The 15,721-nt window shown below is 70.3% G+C and carries 4 protein-coding genes; 2 read left to right on the top strand and 2 right to left on the bottom strand.

The window, feature by feature from the left end; translation table 11 throughout:
- Window positions 1–21: 21 nt before the first annotated feature.
- The gene (locus tag E5P3_RS12185) at window positions 22–10,878 is read right to left on the bottom strand and encodes a cadherin-like domain-containing protein (RefSeq protein WP_162586211.1); all 10,857 of its coding nucleotides are present in this window, start codon (window positions 10,876–10,878) and stop codon (window positions 22–24) included.
- Between the two features lie 529 nt (window positions 10,879–11,407).
- Here E5P3_RS12185 and E5P3_RS12180 point away from each other — a divergent pair.
- Window positions 11,408–11,812, top strand: coding sequence for a hypothetical protein (locus E5P3_RS12180; RefSeq protein ID WP_232073107.1), 405 nt, complete (start codon window positions 11,408–11,410; stop codon window positions 11,810–11,812).
- Between the two features lie 61 nt (window positions 11,813–11,873).
- Here E5P3_RS12180 and E5P3_RS12175 read toward each other — a convergent pair whose 3' ends face one another.
- A complete protein-coding gene (locus E5P3_RS12175; protein ID WP_162586210.1) occupies window positions 11,874–12,155 on the bottom strand; it encodes a hypothetical protein in 282 nt (93 codons plus the stop codon).
- A 217-nt stretch (window positions 12,156–12,372) separates the two neighbouring features.
- On the opposite strand from E5P3_RS12175, the gene E5P3_RS12170 reads away from it, so the two are divergent.
- Window positions 12,373–15,666, top strand: a complete 3,294-nt coding sequence (locus tag E5P3_RS12170; RefSeq protein WP_162586209.1) for a PAS domain-containing hybrid sensor histidine kinase/response regulator — start codon at window positions 12,373–12,375, stop codon at window positions 15,664–15,666.
- Window positions 15,667–15,721 lie beyond the last annotated feature (55 nt).

Here is a 15,721-nt window from a genome sequence, read left to right as displayed (position 1 = left end):
ATCCGATGGGTGCGCTTGCGATCACGACCGGGCTCCCTGTACCGTGACGCGCACCGGCTCGTGCTGCTGCACGCGAACGAGGTCGCGCACGGTGCCGCGTTCGGCAGCGCTCGCGGCCAGCCGGCCGGAGAAGGAGCGCGCGGCATCGGCCGGCCGCGCCGCCGATTCGGCAACGTCGGCGGCGTGGGCCGCGGCCGGCAGGCGGATGAGCTCCGCATGCGGCGCGTGCGCGTCGAGCGGCGCGGCCGAGGTCCTGGCCCCGGGCACCACGATGCGCTCGCCACCGCCCTGTGCGGGCGGCGCGGCCTTTTCCTCCGGAGCGGCGAAGGCGGGGAAGTCGCCGAACAGCGCATTGCCGCCGTCCGGCAGGCCGGCCCCGAGTCCGCGCAGCGCCAGGCTCTGCCGCAGGTCCTCCAGCAGCCGCAGCGAGGCGGCCACGCCGTCGCGGCTGACGTGCTGGATGTTGCTCATGTCCTGGCCGACGCCGGGCAGCGCGTTCTGGTCGAAGGCGCTGTACGACGCCCCGCCGGCCACGCGCGCCGCGATCGATGCCAGGGCCTCCTGGCTGACCCGCTGCGACTCGTGCACCGAGAACTGCACGAAGAGCGCGGGCGCCATGCCCTGCGCGATGACGCGTTGCTGCGCCGGGCACTCGATCGGGAAGACCTGGTCGCCCTCCGGCGGGCGGAACTGCGAGGCGCCGCGGATCGTCACCACCAGCTGGGCGGTGCTGGTGCTGCCGTCCGCATCGGTGATGGTGTAGCTGAACACCTCGGTCAACGTCTGGCCGTCGCTGAGCGCGGCGACGCGGGCGTTGCCGGTGTCCACCTCGTAGCTGTAGCTGCCGTTCGCATTCATGCGCAGGCTGCCGTAGGCGCCGGCCAGCGCCCCGCCGCCGATCACGCCGGGGCGCCCCTCGAAGGAAAAGGCGGTCACGGGCTCGGCCACCACGTCGGCACCGATGCGGTCGCCGACGTCGCCCGGTCCGCGCCCGTTCGGCCCGAACACGTTGCCGCCGACAGTGGAGGCGCCCGGCCGCGTGGTGTCGACCGACGCGGCGTCGTCGCGCGCGGTCGGCACATCGTCGATCACCAGCACGCGCAGCCTGCCCGCGCTGGTGTCGCCGTCGCGGTCGCGCACGACGATGGCGATGTCGTCCGTCACCTCGCCGCCCGCGTGCGGCTGCCGGCCGGTCAGGGTGTAGCTGTAGGTGACGGCACCGGTCGCCGGGTCGTAGCCGGTGAGCGTGAGCAGGCCCTTGTCGGTCACGACGGTGATCGCGGTCGTACCGAGCTGCGCCAGCTGCGCCGGGGTCAGGGTGGTGCCGGCGACCTCGAGGTTGCCGAGGCCGTCGGGCGTGCGGATCACGAAGCGGCCGGTGGTGGTCTCGCTCGGGTCGCCGCCGTCGCCCAGTCCGCGTTCGCTGACGGTGGCCTCGCCGGTGCTGCCGGGGCCGTTGCCGTCGTCGAGGACCAGCGACACGCCGTCGTCGGCGGCGCCGATGGTGATGGTGATGGTGGCCGTCGAGGTGTCGCCGTCCGCGTCGGTGATGGTGTAGCTCACCGCCTCGGTCAGCGTCTCGCCGGGGAGCAGGTGCTGGACGACCGGGTTCGCGTTGTCGAGCGTGTAGGTGTAGCTGCCGTCGGCGTTGACGACGATGCTGCCGTAGGCCGTCGCGAGCGGGATGCCCGTGCTGCCCGGCGTACCGCCGAAGCTCACGCCGGTGACCGGCACGCCGTTGGCGTCGTCGGCGCCGTTCGCATCGTTCGCCTTCACGTCGCCGCTCACGGTGTTCGGCGTCGCGTCCTCGTCGATGCTGGCAGCGTCGTCCGCCGCCTGCGGCACGTCGTCGACGATGCGCACCTGCAGCGTGCCCGTGCTCGAGCCGCCGCCTGCATCGCTGACCTGCAATGCGACGGGATCGAAGCTCTCGGCGGCGCCGGGCTGGTCGAGCGGGTTCTTGAGCGTGTAGGTGTAGCTCAGCTCGCCGGCCGTCGGCACGCCGCCGACCGAACTGGTGGCAGTGAAGCCGGTGAGCACCAGCAGGCCCTCGCCGGTGTCGATGCTGCGCGGCGTGGCGCCGAGCGCCTGCAGCTCGGCCAGGGTCAGCGTGGTGCCGCCGACAGTGACCGAGGTCAGCCCGTCGGCTGCGCCGATGGCAATGGTGCCGGCGCTGGTCTCGCGCGGGTCCGCGCCGCCCGGGCCGTCGGCCAGGCCGCTTTCATGCACCTCGGTCTGGCCGGCCGCGGCGCCATTGCCGTCGGCCGGCACGATCGTCGGCCCACCCGAGTCGGTGCGGCCGTTGATCGTGATGGTGAGCGTGGCGGTCGAGGTGTCGCCATCGGCATCGACGATGGTGTAGCTCAGCGTCTCGGTCAGCGTCTCGCCGTCCTTGAGTGCATTCACCGCGGAGTTGTCGTTGTCGAGCGTGTAGGTATAGGTACCGTCCGCGTTGACGACGATGCTGCCGTAGGCGGTGGCAAGCGGGCTGCCCAGCATGCCCTGCGTGGCGCCGAAGCTCACGCCCGTGAGCGGCACGCCGTTGCCGTCGTCCGCGCCGTTGCGGTCGTTGGCCTTCAAATCGCCGCCAACCGTGTTCGTGCCCGCGTCTTCGTCGACGCTGTTCGCGTCGCTGGCCGCCAGCGGAGCGTCGTCGACGATCAGCACCGTGAGGGTGCCGTTCGCCACGTCGCCATCGCGGTCGATCACGGTCAGCGCGAAGGGATCGGTGACCTCGCCGCCGCTGTGGTCCTGCCGCTGCAGCAGGGTGTAGGTGTAGCTCACGTCCCCGGCGGTGGTGAGGCCGCCGGCCGTGCCCGTGGGCGTGAAGCCGGTGATGTTCAGCACGCCTTCGGCGGTGGTGATGGTCAGCGGCGCGCCGGGGGTCGCGGCCTGCAGCTGTGCAAGCGTCAGGGTCGTGCCGTTGATGCCGATGCTGCTCAGTCCGTCCGCGGCGCTGATCGCGAAGGTGCTGCCGGCCGTTTCGCTGGTGTCGCCTGCGCTGGTGAGGCCGGCCTCGTTCACGCTGAGGTGGCCGGTCGCCGCGCCGTTCTGGTCAGCCGCCACGATGGCGGGGATGTCGTCGCCCGCGCCGCCGTCGGCGGCCCCGGTGATGGTGATCGTGAGCTGCGCGATGTCGGTGCCGCCCGCGCCGTCGGAGACGGTGTAGGTGTAGACCTCGGTCAGCGTCTCGCCGGCCGTCAGCGCCTGCACGCGCGGATCGGCGTTGTTCAGCGTGTAGGTGTAGCTGCCGTCGGCATCGAGGACGACGCTGCCGTAGTTGCCGGCCAGAGGGCTGCCCACGCTGCCGGCGGTGCCGCTGCCGGCCTCGGTGCCGGTGCGCACGGCGCTCACGGTCAGCGTTGCGTGGTCGGGATCGGTATCGCCCTGCCCCGGCACCCGGCCGGTGACGACGTTGGCGCCGACCGAGGCCGTGTCCTCGACGATGCTGTGCGTATCGTCGTTCGCCGTCGGCAGGTCGTTGGCGGCCACGATGGTGAGCGTGCCCGTCAGCACGTTGCTGTCGAGCGCCGGCCCGCCGGCGTTGCCGCCCGCCTGCACGTTGTCGCCGTCGTTGATGACGACGGTGTAGACGCGGTCGGGGTCCGCGCCGAAGTCGGTCGGGTTGTCGCTGGTGCTGCGGTACGACAGCGCGTTCAGCACGCCCTGCACTTCCGCCAGCGTGGTGTCGGCATCGAACTGCACGACCAGGGGTGCGCCGTTGCCGCCGGAGACGGTGGCGCCGGCGGGCAGTGCGCCGTCGACCAGCAGCAGGTCACCCGGCTGGTAGCCGTCGAGGCCGACGGTGATGCGGCCCGCGCCGAAGATGCCGGCGCCCAGCCCCGGCGTGGTGGCGAGGTCGAGGTCGGAGACGGTGGCGCCGCTGAGCAGCGCGACCGGCGCTATGCTGACGCCGGTGCCGGTCTGGCCGTTCTCGACCGCATTGGCGTTGGTGGGCGTTCCCGCAAGCACCGGCGTGTCGTTGCGCGGCGCCACCGTGGTGGACAGCGTGTGCGTCGCCGACCATTGGCTGGTGGGGGCGCCGACCGTGGCGCTGATGTCGCCCGCGCCGGCAGCGACGGCGGTGTCGGAGACGCGCACCGTCAAGGCGCCCGGGGTGCCGTTGTAGTCGGCGGCCGGCACGAAGCGCAGCTGCGCATCGGGCGGCAGCAGGACCGCGCTGCCGTCGGAAGCGCCGGTCGGCACAGTCGTCCAGCTCGCGCCGCTGTCGGTCGAGTATTGCCAGCCGCCCTCTGCCGCGGTGGCGGCGTTGCCGACGATCGCGATGCCGCCGAAGGGCGTGGCCGCGTTGCCGCCGCCGGTGACGCCGGCCTGGTTGTCCGTCGCATCGCCGTAGCCGCCGCCGAACAGGCTGGCCGCGGTGGCCGCGGGCGCGGGCTGGCCCTGCTGGTCCTCCACCCCGGCGGCGAGCACGGCGTCGATCGCGGTGGGTCGATCGTTGACGTTGGCCACGCTGGTCGACAGCACGACCGTGCCCGCGCTGTAGACGGTGGTGCCGCCGTTGCCGGTGCCTGCGACGTTCACGGTCGAGCCGGACACCGGGTCGGGCGTGGCGCTGTCGGCGTTGGCATCGGTCTCGACCAGGCGCACCGTGAGGGTGTTGGGCGCGCCGTGGAAGTCCGCGGCCGGCACGAAGCGCAGCTGCGCGCTCGATGCGAGCACCAGCGCGTTGGCATCGCTGCGAGCGCCCACGGCCGTCCAGGTCGTGCCGTCCAGCGAGTACTGCCACTCGCCTTGCGCCGGGTCCAGTGCCAGGCCGGTGATCGCCACGCCGAAGAAGCCGTCAGGCGTGCTGCCGCCGGTCGCGTCGATGCCGCTGTTGTCGATCTGGTCGGCCGCATCGCTGAAGTGGCTGCCGAACAGGGCCGCGACGGTGCTGCCCGCGGCCGCATTGCCGACATCTTCGTTCACGGCGGGCAGGGTCTCGGCATTGCCGTTGACCACGACCGGGGCGTCGTTGAGCGGATCGACGGTGACGCTGAAGCTGCGCGTGGTGACCAGGTCGGCGGCCACGCCGTCCTGGTAGGCGAAGGTGCCGGTCGTGCTGTTGTCGCCGGGTGCCAGCGTCGCCGGCCGGCCGCCGGTGTTGCCTTCGTCGTCGACCACCACGGTGACGGTGAAGGAACCGTTCCAGTCCGGGCGCCCCCCCACGCCGGGTGCATCGGGGAGCTGCACGGCGATGGTGTTGATGCGGCTGTTGATCTCGGCCAGCGTGCCGGTGATGGTGACCGACCGGCCGTCGCCCGCGATCACCGCGCTGCCACCGCTGCCCGCGCCGATGCTGGTGATCGACAAGCCCGCGGGCACCGACACGGTGGTGGTCAGGATACTGGTGTCCAGCGCGTCCTGGTCCGTCACGGTGATGCCGGTGAGGGTGACGCTGCCGCTGCCCTCCCCGGCATTCAGGTCGCCGGCCGCGATGTGCGCCGGATCGTTCACGGACGACGGGAACAGCGTGCGGTAGGTCGATGCGACATTGCTCGCCAGCCCGCCGGGCGTGGCCGCGTAGGGGTTGATGGCGGTTGCCGGGGGCACCGCCGTGCCGTTGCCCGCGTCGTCGTTCTGGCCGCCGTTGGCGCCGGTCACCACGCCGCCGCCGTCGCGTACGCGATCGTCGGCAATGACCTCGACGCGGTAGCCCACGTCGCCGTTGGCCAGCTCGCCGGTGAGCGCGACCGCGAGGCCGTCGAGGTAGGCCTGCACCTGGGCCCGGGTGCCGCTGATGACCAGCGCGCTGCCGGTGCCGTCGAACACGCCGTCGACTGCCACGCCCGAGCTGCCCGCATTGCTCGAGGTGATGGTGACCTCGCCGTCGGTGCCGTCGTAGGAGGTGGGGGGCAAGGCGTTGCCGCCGGCATCGGTGATGCGGATGGTCAGCTGCAGGAAGTCGCTCTCGCCGTCGGTCACGTCCGATGCGGCGCCGTTGCCGACGATGTCGCCGTCGACGTCGACGTCACCGACCACGAAGCCGGGCACCGCGGTGGGCGTGGCGCCGCCGGTCAGGACGACCGGCGTGCCCGGCGTGACGCCGCCGCCGAGCGAGACCGTGGGCGCATCGTTCACCGGCGCGATGGTGAGTGCCATGGTCACGTCCGGCGGATTGTGGGCAACGCTGCCGGCGCCCACGTCGTCGCCGATGCGCGAGCCCACGTCGTCGAACGAGACGGTGAGCGTCACGTCGCCGGCATCGCCGCCGTTGGCGTCGTGGTTCACGTCGGCCGCGCTGCGGTAGGTGAGGCCCGTCGCCGTGCCGCTGTTGAGCAGGGCCTGGATGTCGCTCGCACGGCCGGTGAGGACGAGCAGGCCGGTGTTGTCGCCGGTGACCGTGACGGCCTGGCCGCCGCCGGGGGTGACGCTGCCCTGCGCGCCGGCGCCGCCGATGCCGAGCGTGCCGCTGGGCACCGACAGCCGCACCGTGACCGGCGTGTCGAAGGCGGCCGACTCCGGGTCGGCGACCACGAAGCCGCCGCCGATGTAGGTGGCCTGGTCCTCGACCACGTTGGCGCTCGGGGGCGCGGCCAGCGTCGCGGGGTCGTTCTCGCTCGAGGCGAAGATGCGCACCGAGGCCGCCGAGAGATTGCCGGTGATGGCGCCGGCGGTCGGCACGGCGGCGCTGTACCAGTCGTACTCGGTCGCCGGGACGGCGATGCCGGTCGTGCCCGGCGGATCGGATTCGTTGAGCGGCCCGCCGTTGGCACCGGACTGCAAGGTGCCGGCCGCATCGCGCAACCGGTCGTCGGCGATGACCTGCACCTGGTAGACCGCATCGCGGTCGTCGCCGAAGGTCACGGTCAGGCCCGCGAGGGCCGCGTTGACCTGCGCGCGGGTGCCGCGCAGCGTCAGGAAGTCGGCCGTGCCGTTCTTGTCGCCGTCGACCGTCACGCCGCCCAGGGAAGTCGAGCCGATGGTCACGCCGGCATAGCCGCCGGCGTTGAAGGCGTTGCCATCGGCATCGAGCAGGCGCACGGTGACCTGCACGAAATCGGTCTCGCCGGCGGCCGGCGTGTCCATGTCGGCGTCGGCCACGCTGAAGCCCGGCACCGGGTTGTTGACGCCGCTCGCGCTGTCGACGGGAATCGGATCGGTCGGCCCGGTGACCACCGGCGCATCGTTGGCCGGCGTGACATAGATCCAGAACTGGTTGCCCGGCTGCTCCTTGTCGCCGTCGCCGAGGCTGAAGGTGAAGGAGTCACTGGGCGGATCCGGATAGGTGGCGCCGTCGGACTCGTCGCCGCCGTGCAGGTAGTAGATGCGCCCGGCCTGCACGTCCGCTTCGGAAAAGGAGGAGCCGACGCCCAGCCGCAGGAAGGTGACGCCGTCGGTCGAGTAGGCGATGCTGCCGTGCGCCGCGGCCCCGGTGATGGTGTATTGCACCTGGGTCGTGCTGCTGTCCGGATCGAAGGCCGAGAGCATGGCCGTGGAGATCTGCGCGTAGCCGCCCTCCGCCACCGTCAGCGGGTTGTTGACCGAGGTCGCGGGATCGGCCTGCGTCGGATCGGGCGCGATCTGCGGTGCGTCGTTGAGGTTGGTGATCTGGATGCCGACGCTCGCGCTGTTCGAGGTGGCGCCCCAGCGATCGACGGCACGCACATCGAAACTCGTGTTGCGCAGCTCCGAGCCGTCGCTCACGAAGCGCAGCCCGGTGTTGCCGGCGCTGCCGGTGATCAGCGCCGCGTCGATGAGCTGGCCTGCAGTGACGTCGAGCCAGTTGGCACCGCCGTCCGTCGAATACTGCAGCGTGCCGCCGGGTGGCAGCGTCAGCACTTCGACCTGCAGTGCACCGGCGCCGGTGGCTGCGTTGTCGAACGCGTAGTTGCTTCCGCCGCCCGGGAGCGTGGCCGAGGACTCGAGGTAGCTCTCGCTGGCTGCATCGTCCGCATCGGTGATCTGCAGCTGCCCGGTGGTGATGTAGGCCGTGCCGCCTTCGGGAATGACCGTGTTCGAAGAGCCCAGCGTGACCGGCGTGTCGTTGACCGGCGTGATGAAGAAGGTGAAGCTGGTGTCCCACGAATCGGAAGTCAGCCCGCCCGCGCCGTCGTCGACGAGCACGCCGGCGGATGCGGAGAGCCGCACGCTCGACTCGAAATCCTCGCTGGCGTCGTCGTGCTGGAAGCGGATGCTGCCGGCATTCAGATCGGCCTGGGTGAAGGTGTCGTACACCCCCATGGCCACCCACGTCGTGCCGTTGAAGCGCTGCAGCACGCCGTTCCATGCGCCGCCGGCCACGCCGTCGAAGCCGAGGATGGTGTAGACCACCTGTTCGGGCGGCACGCCGTCGGCGGTGTAGCTCAGGCCGGGCGTGACGCTGAAGTCGCTGCCGGTGCCGGCCAGCACGATGGTGCCGCCTTCGCTCAGGGTTCCGCGCGAGACGCCGCTGTCGTTGGTGCCGGCGTAATTGGAATCGGCGTGGGTGGTGGCGTTGTCCAGGGGCGGGAAGCTGCCGTTGTTACCGGTGGGCGTCTCGACCAGGTTGAACGTGAAATCGAAGGTCCGCAGGCTGTCGTCGACGTAGTTGCCGGGCGTGCCGCCGTCGTTGTACTGCCCGCCGTCGCGCTCCACGCGCGTGCCGTCGGCATTCCAGCGGACGCTGGTCGTGTTGTCGCGCACCTGGAACTGGAAGACGTCGGTCTGGTTCGGTCCCGCACCGGCCTGCTGCACGTACTGCACGCGGCCCGCCTTGACGTCGGCGATGGTGAAGGTGCCGCCGCTCGGCAGCACCTGGCCGTTGAGCAGCAGGCGACCCTGGTCGAGCATGGCCTGCGAGGTCACGGCGATGGTCAGGCGATCGTCGCTGGAGTCGACGTCGAAGGCATTCAGCATCGCCTCGGTCAGCGTCACCGTGTAGGCGCCGCTGCCGTCGCCGGGGGCGGTGACGGTGGCAACCAAGCTGCTCGCCGGATCGAGAGCCGGATCGTCGTCGGTGGGCTGGATCGTTAGCGCGATGGTGGCGTTGGTCGTCTGCACCGCGCCGCCGCCCGCACCACCACCGCCGTCGCTGACCGCGACGCCGAAGCCGTCGGCGTACGGATACGGCGTCGCGGGGTTGGTGTCGCGGTTGCCGGCGTTGGCGTAGGTCAGGCCGCCACGCGCTCCGTAGGCGAAGACGAAGCCCGCGTCGATGTCGGCCTGCGTCACTGCGCGGTTGGTGACGGCCTGCGACACGCCGCCGATGGTGACCGTGCCGCTGAAGAACAGCGTGCCGTCGGTCGGCAGGCTGGTCAGCCGCACGGTGAGTGCCGCGTCGGCGTCGTCGCCGCCGCCTTCGGCCACGATGAAGTTGCCGACCACCGACGCCGGGTTGCCGCCGCCGTCGAGCGCATTGGCGGGCTGGCCTTCGAGGATGGTGCCCGAGCCGCTGACGGTCGGCGCCTGGTTCAGCGGCGTGACGTCGAGCGTGATGGCGGCCGTGTCGGAGCGGTTCGACGGCGTGGCGCCGTCGTTGATCTGCACCGCGAAGCCGTCCTGCGTGTTCTGGTCCGCGCCGGTGGCGGTGTGGACGTACACCACCAGTCCATCGATCACGTCCTGCTGCGTGAACACCGCGCCGATGCCCAGGCGCGTGCCGTTGAGCATGAGGTAGCCATGCGCGGTGTCGGCCGTGAGGGCGTACACCACCTGGCTCGGCACCTGGGTGCCGAGCGTCACCTCGGGATCGATCGCGTTCAGCGTCGCCACCGTCAGGACCGTGTTCCCGATCTCGTTGACCGACTGGGTCGCATCGGGCACGGCCACGGGGTCGTTCGACGGCGTCACCGTCACGTCCAGCGCGCGTGTCGCGGTCAGCGCGGGGGCTTCGGAGTCGGTGGCGGTCACGACGATGCGGGTGCTGGCCGCGGTAGTGCCGAGCTCGACGTCGGCCGCAGTGAACACGAGCTGGTTCACCCACGCATTCGCAGCCGCCACGCTGCCGGTGAAGCTGTAGCCGCCCGCGATGCCGATGACGCCGGTGGTGCTGGCCGAGGACAGCGTGCCCTTCGTCGGGTCTTCGACCACGACGGCGACGGTCACGTTGCCGGATCCGTCGTCGGTGATGGTCCAGCCGCTGAGCGTGCCGCGGTCGGCGCCGGGTGCGTTGAGGCTGCTGGGCTCCGTCACGACGAGCCGGGTCGCCGTGGTGGTGACCGTGGGGGCGGCCATGACGCCGTCGTAGTCGGCGTCGGCGAAGGTCCGCGCCTCGATGTGGCCGGTGGAGGATTCCAGCGTCCAGTCCGCCCCGCGCGTGGCCGCGCCGGTGGCGTCGCTGGAGGACGCCACGTCGGCGCCGGTCAGGCTGGCGAGCGCTTGCGAGAACCGGGCGCCATCGGCTGCGACATCGCAGCCGTAGAGCAGGATGTCCGCATCGGCGCCGAGGCTCGCGCCGATGGTCCTCCAGGCCTCGGCGGAGCGCTCGAGGCTGGCCGCGTCCACCTGCTCGTTGCCCAGCGTGATCTCGCCGGCGCTGCCGTGGCTCAGGATGTGCAGCGCGGTGATGCCGCTCTGGCCGCCGAGCGAGTCGGCGAGTTGCTGCACGCCGGAAGAGCCGGTGTCCAGGAGGATCAGTTCGGAACCCGCGGGGACCGACGCGGCGAGCTGCTGCCAGTTCGCGACGTTCCGGTCGACGACATAGACCTCGTGCGGTGCGCTCGGCGCGGGCTGCGGGGCCGGTGCCGACTCTGCCGCGGCCGGCGCGTGTTGCTGCGGGGATGCCGGATGCGCCGGCTCCGCATGATGGGCGTCTGCAGGCGCACTCCCCGCTTGCGGTGCGTCGGCCGCGTGCGTGGCCGCCTCGACGAAGGCGGCGCCGTCGAACAGCTGGCGGCTCTCCAGGGCAAAGCGGTGCGTGCGCGGGCGAAGAAAGTCGACCTTTGAATCTGGCATGTGAGGTTTCAGCTTTCGGGAGACGATGGCATCGGCGATGCCTGAGGGCGTGTGGATGCACACTCGGCTGTCATCGGGACGCAGGGGGGATCAGCGCAGAGGTACAAGCTCAACCACAACAATTCACTCGGCGGGCTTTAGCCTCTGCCGGAGCATTCCCAACCCTGTGAAAAAAGCACAGCCGGGAGTTGGCGGCCGCGCGAAGCGACGCGATCGTACGTGTGGTGAACGCGCGTTACTGCTTGTATGTATGCGCGCTGCAACGAGGCCCCGTTGCAGGGCACTTTTCACGACAGCGTCAGGCCGGGCAGGTACCCATCCGCGGCATCGCAAGAAAGACCGAGCTTCGCTCTTGCCGGGAGACGCAGGCCGAGGGTGGTCGCGCGGCTCCGAGCGGGATGCACGCGCCGCCGAAAGCGCCCGCCGCACCCGGCGCTTGCCGTCGGCCGATGCCGCACTCGTCCTACCAGGCGCCGGGCGCAGCATGCCGCAACCTCGGGGCTCGCCCACTTCACCCCGGAAAGTTGTCATGTTGACGTCCTTCAGCCTCGATCCGTCGATGATTTCCACGCTCGGCGGCACCTTCTATCCCACGGGATATTCCATGGTCATGTTCCCGGACGAAGCGACTGCCGTGTCGGCCGGCGAGGAGCTCAGCGCGCAGCTCGAGGACAGCGAGGTCTTCCTGCTCACGCCAGCCGCGATCCTTTCGCAGATCACGCCGACGGTCAGTGACGCCGACGATCCGCTGCCGTCGGCGGGAACCGAGGGTGCCACGGTCAGGGCCTACACCAAGCTGGCGAAGGAAGGGCATCATGGCCTGCTGGTCAAGACGCCGGACGCGGAGACGGCTGAACGGATGATGGAAGTCGTGCGTCGCGCGCCCTACTCCGTCGCGCAACGCTATCGCGCCCTGGTCATCGAGGATCTGTAGCGCGTCGCCGGGAACTCATCCCTCGGGGTGTCGGCCGACGCGCAAGACGCGCTGATCATCCTCAGAAGAGTTTGCCTGGCACCAGGTTGTCCTTCCCGTTGAAGGTGAGCTCGCGACGCTTCAGGAAGTCCAGCATCCTGGTCCTGCGACCTCCTGCCAGGTTGGCCATGTAGTGCACCGCGTCCTGCACACTCGACCAGGTCGTCGCGACCAGCTTCGGCGGATTCGAATCAAGATCGATGGCGGCATACCGCCCGGCCGAGTGGCGCTCGAACCCAATGGGGACCTCGATTCCGGCTGCCTCGCAGTACGCCTCGATCTTCTTCTTGTAGCTTCCGAACATGGCCGTTGTCCTCAAAGATCGGTTGGATTGAAGCTGACCCTCTTGCGGCTGACTTTCGGGGAGGACGGGCGCCCGGCGCAGGCGCAAGCAACGCTTTCGATTGACAGATAGTTGCTCATGACCGCGTCAGCGTCGGCGTGTGTCCGGCATGTATCCGCGCTGTATCACCAAGGCAATGCCCCTGCGCGCGGCTGCGCGGCGGTCTAGACTTCAGTGCATGGCTGCCCCGGAACGCCGTCTTCGCTGCGCCGACGAACCCGCGTGGACCGACGCGGCCGAAGCGATGTACCTGGCCGCGCAGGTCGTGGCCGGTACCGGTGCCGCCGGGGCCGGCACCATGGCCGCGCTGTTGGAAGAGCTGCGGAAGATCCTGCGCGTGGCGACTGTGTTCGTGGCGGTTTTCACCGACAGCTCGCGCAGCACCCTGCGAACGCTGGCCGCCGTGCTCGATGGCAAGCCACTGGACGACTTCGAGTTCCCGCTGGAGGGCTCCCCCTGGGCGCAGATGGTCGGCCGCGCCGCCCACTTCGTCGGGCGTCGCGGCGCGGCGGAAATCGCCCCCGGCAAGATTCTTGCCTCCGAGGGCATGGATTGGCATGCCGCTCTTGCGCTCAACGACGCTGGCGGCAGGCCGCTCGGGCTGCTGGCGGCAATGGACCGCAAGCCGCTTCCCGACCCCGCGCTGGCCGAGGCGCTGCTGAAGATCTTCGCGAGTCGCATCCTTGCCGAGATCGAGCGCAACAGCGCAGGCGAGGCGCTGCGGCGCCCGGAGGCCGGCCACCGCGCCGATTTCGAGGATTCCGAGGACTCGAGCCTTATCGAGGCCTTGCGCTCGCGCGAGGAGCAGTACCGCGTGATCTTCGACGGCAGCGCCGATGCGCTGGCACTGTGGAACGATGCGCTGTGCATCGTCGATATCAATCCGGCCTTCGCGTACATGTTCGGCTATGCGCGCGAGGAGATCATCGGCAAGTCCCTCCCGTCGAACATCGATGACCATGAGCGCGACCGTCGCATCCGGTGCATCCGCGCTGCGCTGGCCGGCCAGGAAGGATCGATCGAGACGCGCGGCGTGCGCCAGGACGGCAGCACGTTCGACATCGAGTTGCGCTATTTGCCGATCGGCTACGCCGGCACCCCGCATGTGCTGGCGGTCGGGAGAGACATCACGGAGCGCAAGGCGGCGCTGGCGGCGCTGCAGGCCCAGGAGCAGAAGTACCGGGCCATCTTCGACGGCAGCGTCGATTCGATGGTGCTGTGGAGTCAGGACCTGCGTACGGTGGATATCAATCAGGCCTTCGTGCGCATGACCGGCATGACACGCGAGCAGGTGGTCGGCAAGCATTGGACGGAGCGCCCGGATTCGCAAGACATGGAGCGCCTGATCGGCTACATCGAAGCGGCTCTGCAAGGGCGCGAGACGCAGGCGGTCGAACCGGTGACGCGTGGCGACGGCGCTTCGTTCCTCATCGAACTGCGCTATCTGCCGGTCCGGCTGGGCGATACGCCCTATGTGCTGGGCGTCGGCCGCGACGTGAGCGAGCGGATCGTGAGCGAGCGTGCGCTGCGCGCCAACGAGGCGCAGTACCGCGGCATCTTCAACGCCTCGGCCGACGCGCTGGTGCTGCGCGCCTCCGATTTCAGCATCGTGGACGCCAACGCAACCTATGAGCGCATGAGCGGCTACCGGCTCGACGAAGTGCTGGGTGTGGACCGGGTGCTGGCCAACCCACCGGAAGTCGCGGCCACGATCCGCCGCCTGCACGAGCAGGCACTGGCCGGCGAGCCGATCCGGCTCGAGACCGAGCTCGTGCGGCGCGATGGCCAGCGTTATGACCTGGAGCTGCGCGGCGTTCCGATCATGCACCACGGTGAACCGCATGTCCTTTACATCGGACGCGACATGACGCAGAGCAAGCGCGCCGAGCGGGCCCTGCGCAACAGCGAGGAACAATACCGGGCGATCTTCAACGCTTCTGCCGACGGCCTGGTCGTGCGGGATGCCGACTACCGCGCGGTGGACGTGAATCCGGCTTACCTGAGCATGAGCGGCTACACGCGCGACGAAGTGCTGAGTGCGAGGCGGGTGCTGACGCAACCCGACAAGGCGCTCCAGGAGCGCCACCGGGAACAGCACTCTGCCATCCTGGCAGGTAGCGCAGTCCGCTTCGAGGTGCCGGGCGTGCGCAAGGACGGCAGCCACTTCTACCTCGAGGTCAACGGCATGCCGCTGACTTACCGCGGCGAGCCGCACGTGCTGTATGCGGCCCGTGACATCACCGAGCGCCGCGCCGCGGAGGCCGAGCGCGAGCGCCTCGAGGCCCAGCTGCGCCAGGCGCAGAAGATGGAGGCCATCGGCCAGCTCACCGGCGGCATCGCGCACGACTTCAACAACATTCTCACCAGCGTCATCGGCTACGTGGTCCTCGGCCTGGAGCGCGCCGACGCCCTGGGAGACGCCAGGCTGCAGCACCAGTTGGGCCAGGCGCACATCGCTGCGCAGCGGGCCCGAGAGCTGATCGCGCAAATGCTGGCCTTCGCGCGGCGCCAGCGCGGCCAGCGCCGGACCCTGGCGTTGGCACCGCTGGTCGATCAGACCCTGCAACTGCTGCGTGCCACCCTGCCGTCTTCGGTGTCGCTGGAATTTGCCGCACCACCCGCGACCGGGGGCCGCGAGCTGCACGTGGCGGTCGATGCCGTGCACCTCGAACAGGTGCTTTTCAACCTGTGCATCAACGCGCGCGACGCTATCAGCGGGTCGGGGTGGATACGTGTTCGTCTGGGCCGCAGCAGTGGCGGGTGGACCTGCGCGTCGTGCCGCGCCCAGGTCGACGCCGGCCGCTGGGTCGAGTTGAGCGTCGCCGATAGCGGCAGCGGGATCGCGCCGGACCTGATCGACCGCATCTTCGAGCCCTTCACCTCCAGCAAGGAGGTCGGCCGTGGCTCGGGCATGGGCCTGGCGATGGTGCACGGCATCGTGCATGACCACGGAGGCCATGTCATCGTCGAGACATCGCTCGGCGCTGGCTCCGTGTTCCGCGTGATGCTGCCGCCGGCCAGCGACGCGGAGGTCGACGCCCCTGACGCCCCGGCCGTGGCAGCGGCCGGCGGAGCGCTTTGCGCGCGCGTCATGGTTGTCGATGACGAGGTCATGGTCGGCGACTTCATGGTCGAATTGCTGTCCGGCTGGGGCATCGAGGTGGTGCTGCATCGCAGCCCGCTGGAGGCGCTGGCCTGGCTGGACGATCCGGGTCGGCCGCTCGACCTGCTGATCACTGACCAGACGATGCCGCAGCTCGACGGTCTGCAGCTCGCGCAGCGCGCCACCGATCTGCGCCCGGGTCTGCCGGTCTTGCTGTACACCGGCAACGCCGAGAGCGTCGATGAAGCCGAAGCGAAGCACCACGGCGTCAGCGGCGTGCTGCACAAGCCCGTGGACAACCGGGCACTGCGTGCGCTGATGGAGTCATGGCTTCACAGGGGGCGCGGCAGCACCTCCCACGGCGGCTAAACCGCTTGCCCTCCGATACCAGGGCGATACAAACATGAGCTGCCGCGACGCGCGG

Source organism: Variovorax sp. RA8 (assembly GCF_901827175.1).
In the GTDB taxonomy this organism is placed as follows: Bacteria; Pseudomonadota; Gammaproteobacteria; order Burkholderiales; family Burkholderiaceae_C; genus Variovorax.
Note: the sequence above shows the minus strand (reverse complement) of the source record. Positions and strands in the feature narration are given on the sequence as shown.

Coding starts and splice junctions, on each gene's coding strand:
- E5P3_RS12185 (WP_162586211.1), bottom strand. CDS start 10,878: ATGCCAGATTCAAAGGTCGACTTTCTTCGCCCGCGCACGCACCGCTTT.
- E5P3_RS12170 (WP_162586209.1), top strand. CDS start 12,373: ATGGCTGCCCCGGAACGCCGTCTTCGCTGCGCCGACGAACCCGCGTGG.
- E5P3_RS12180 (WP_232073107.1), top strand. CDS start 11,408: ATGTTGACGTCCTTCAGCCTCGATCCGTCGATGATTTCCACGCTCGGC.
- E5P3_RS12175 (WP_162586210.1), bottom strand. CDS start 12,155: ATGTTCGGAAGCTACAAGAAGAAGATCGAGGCGTACTGCGAGGCAGCC.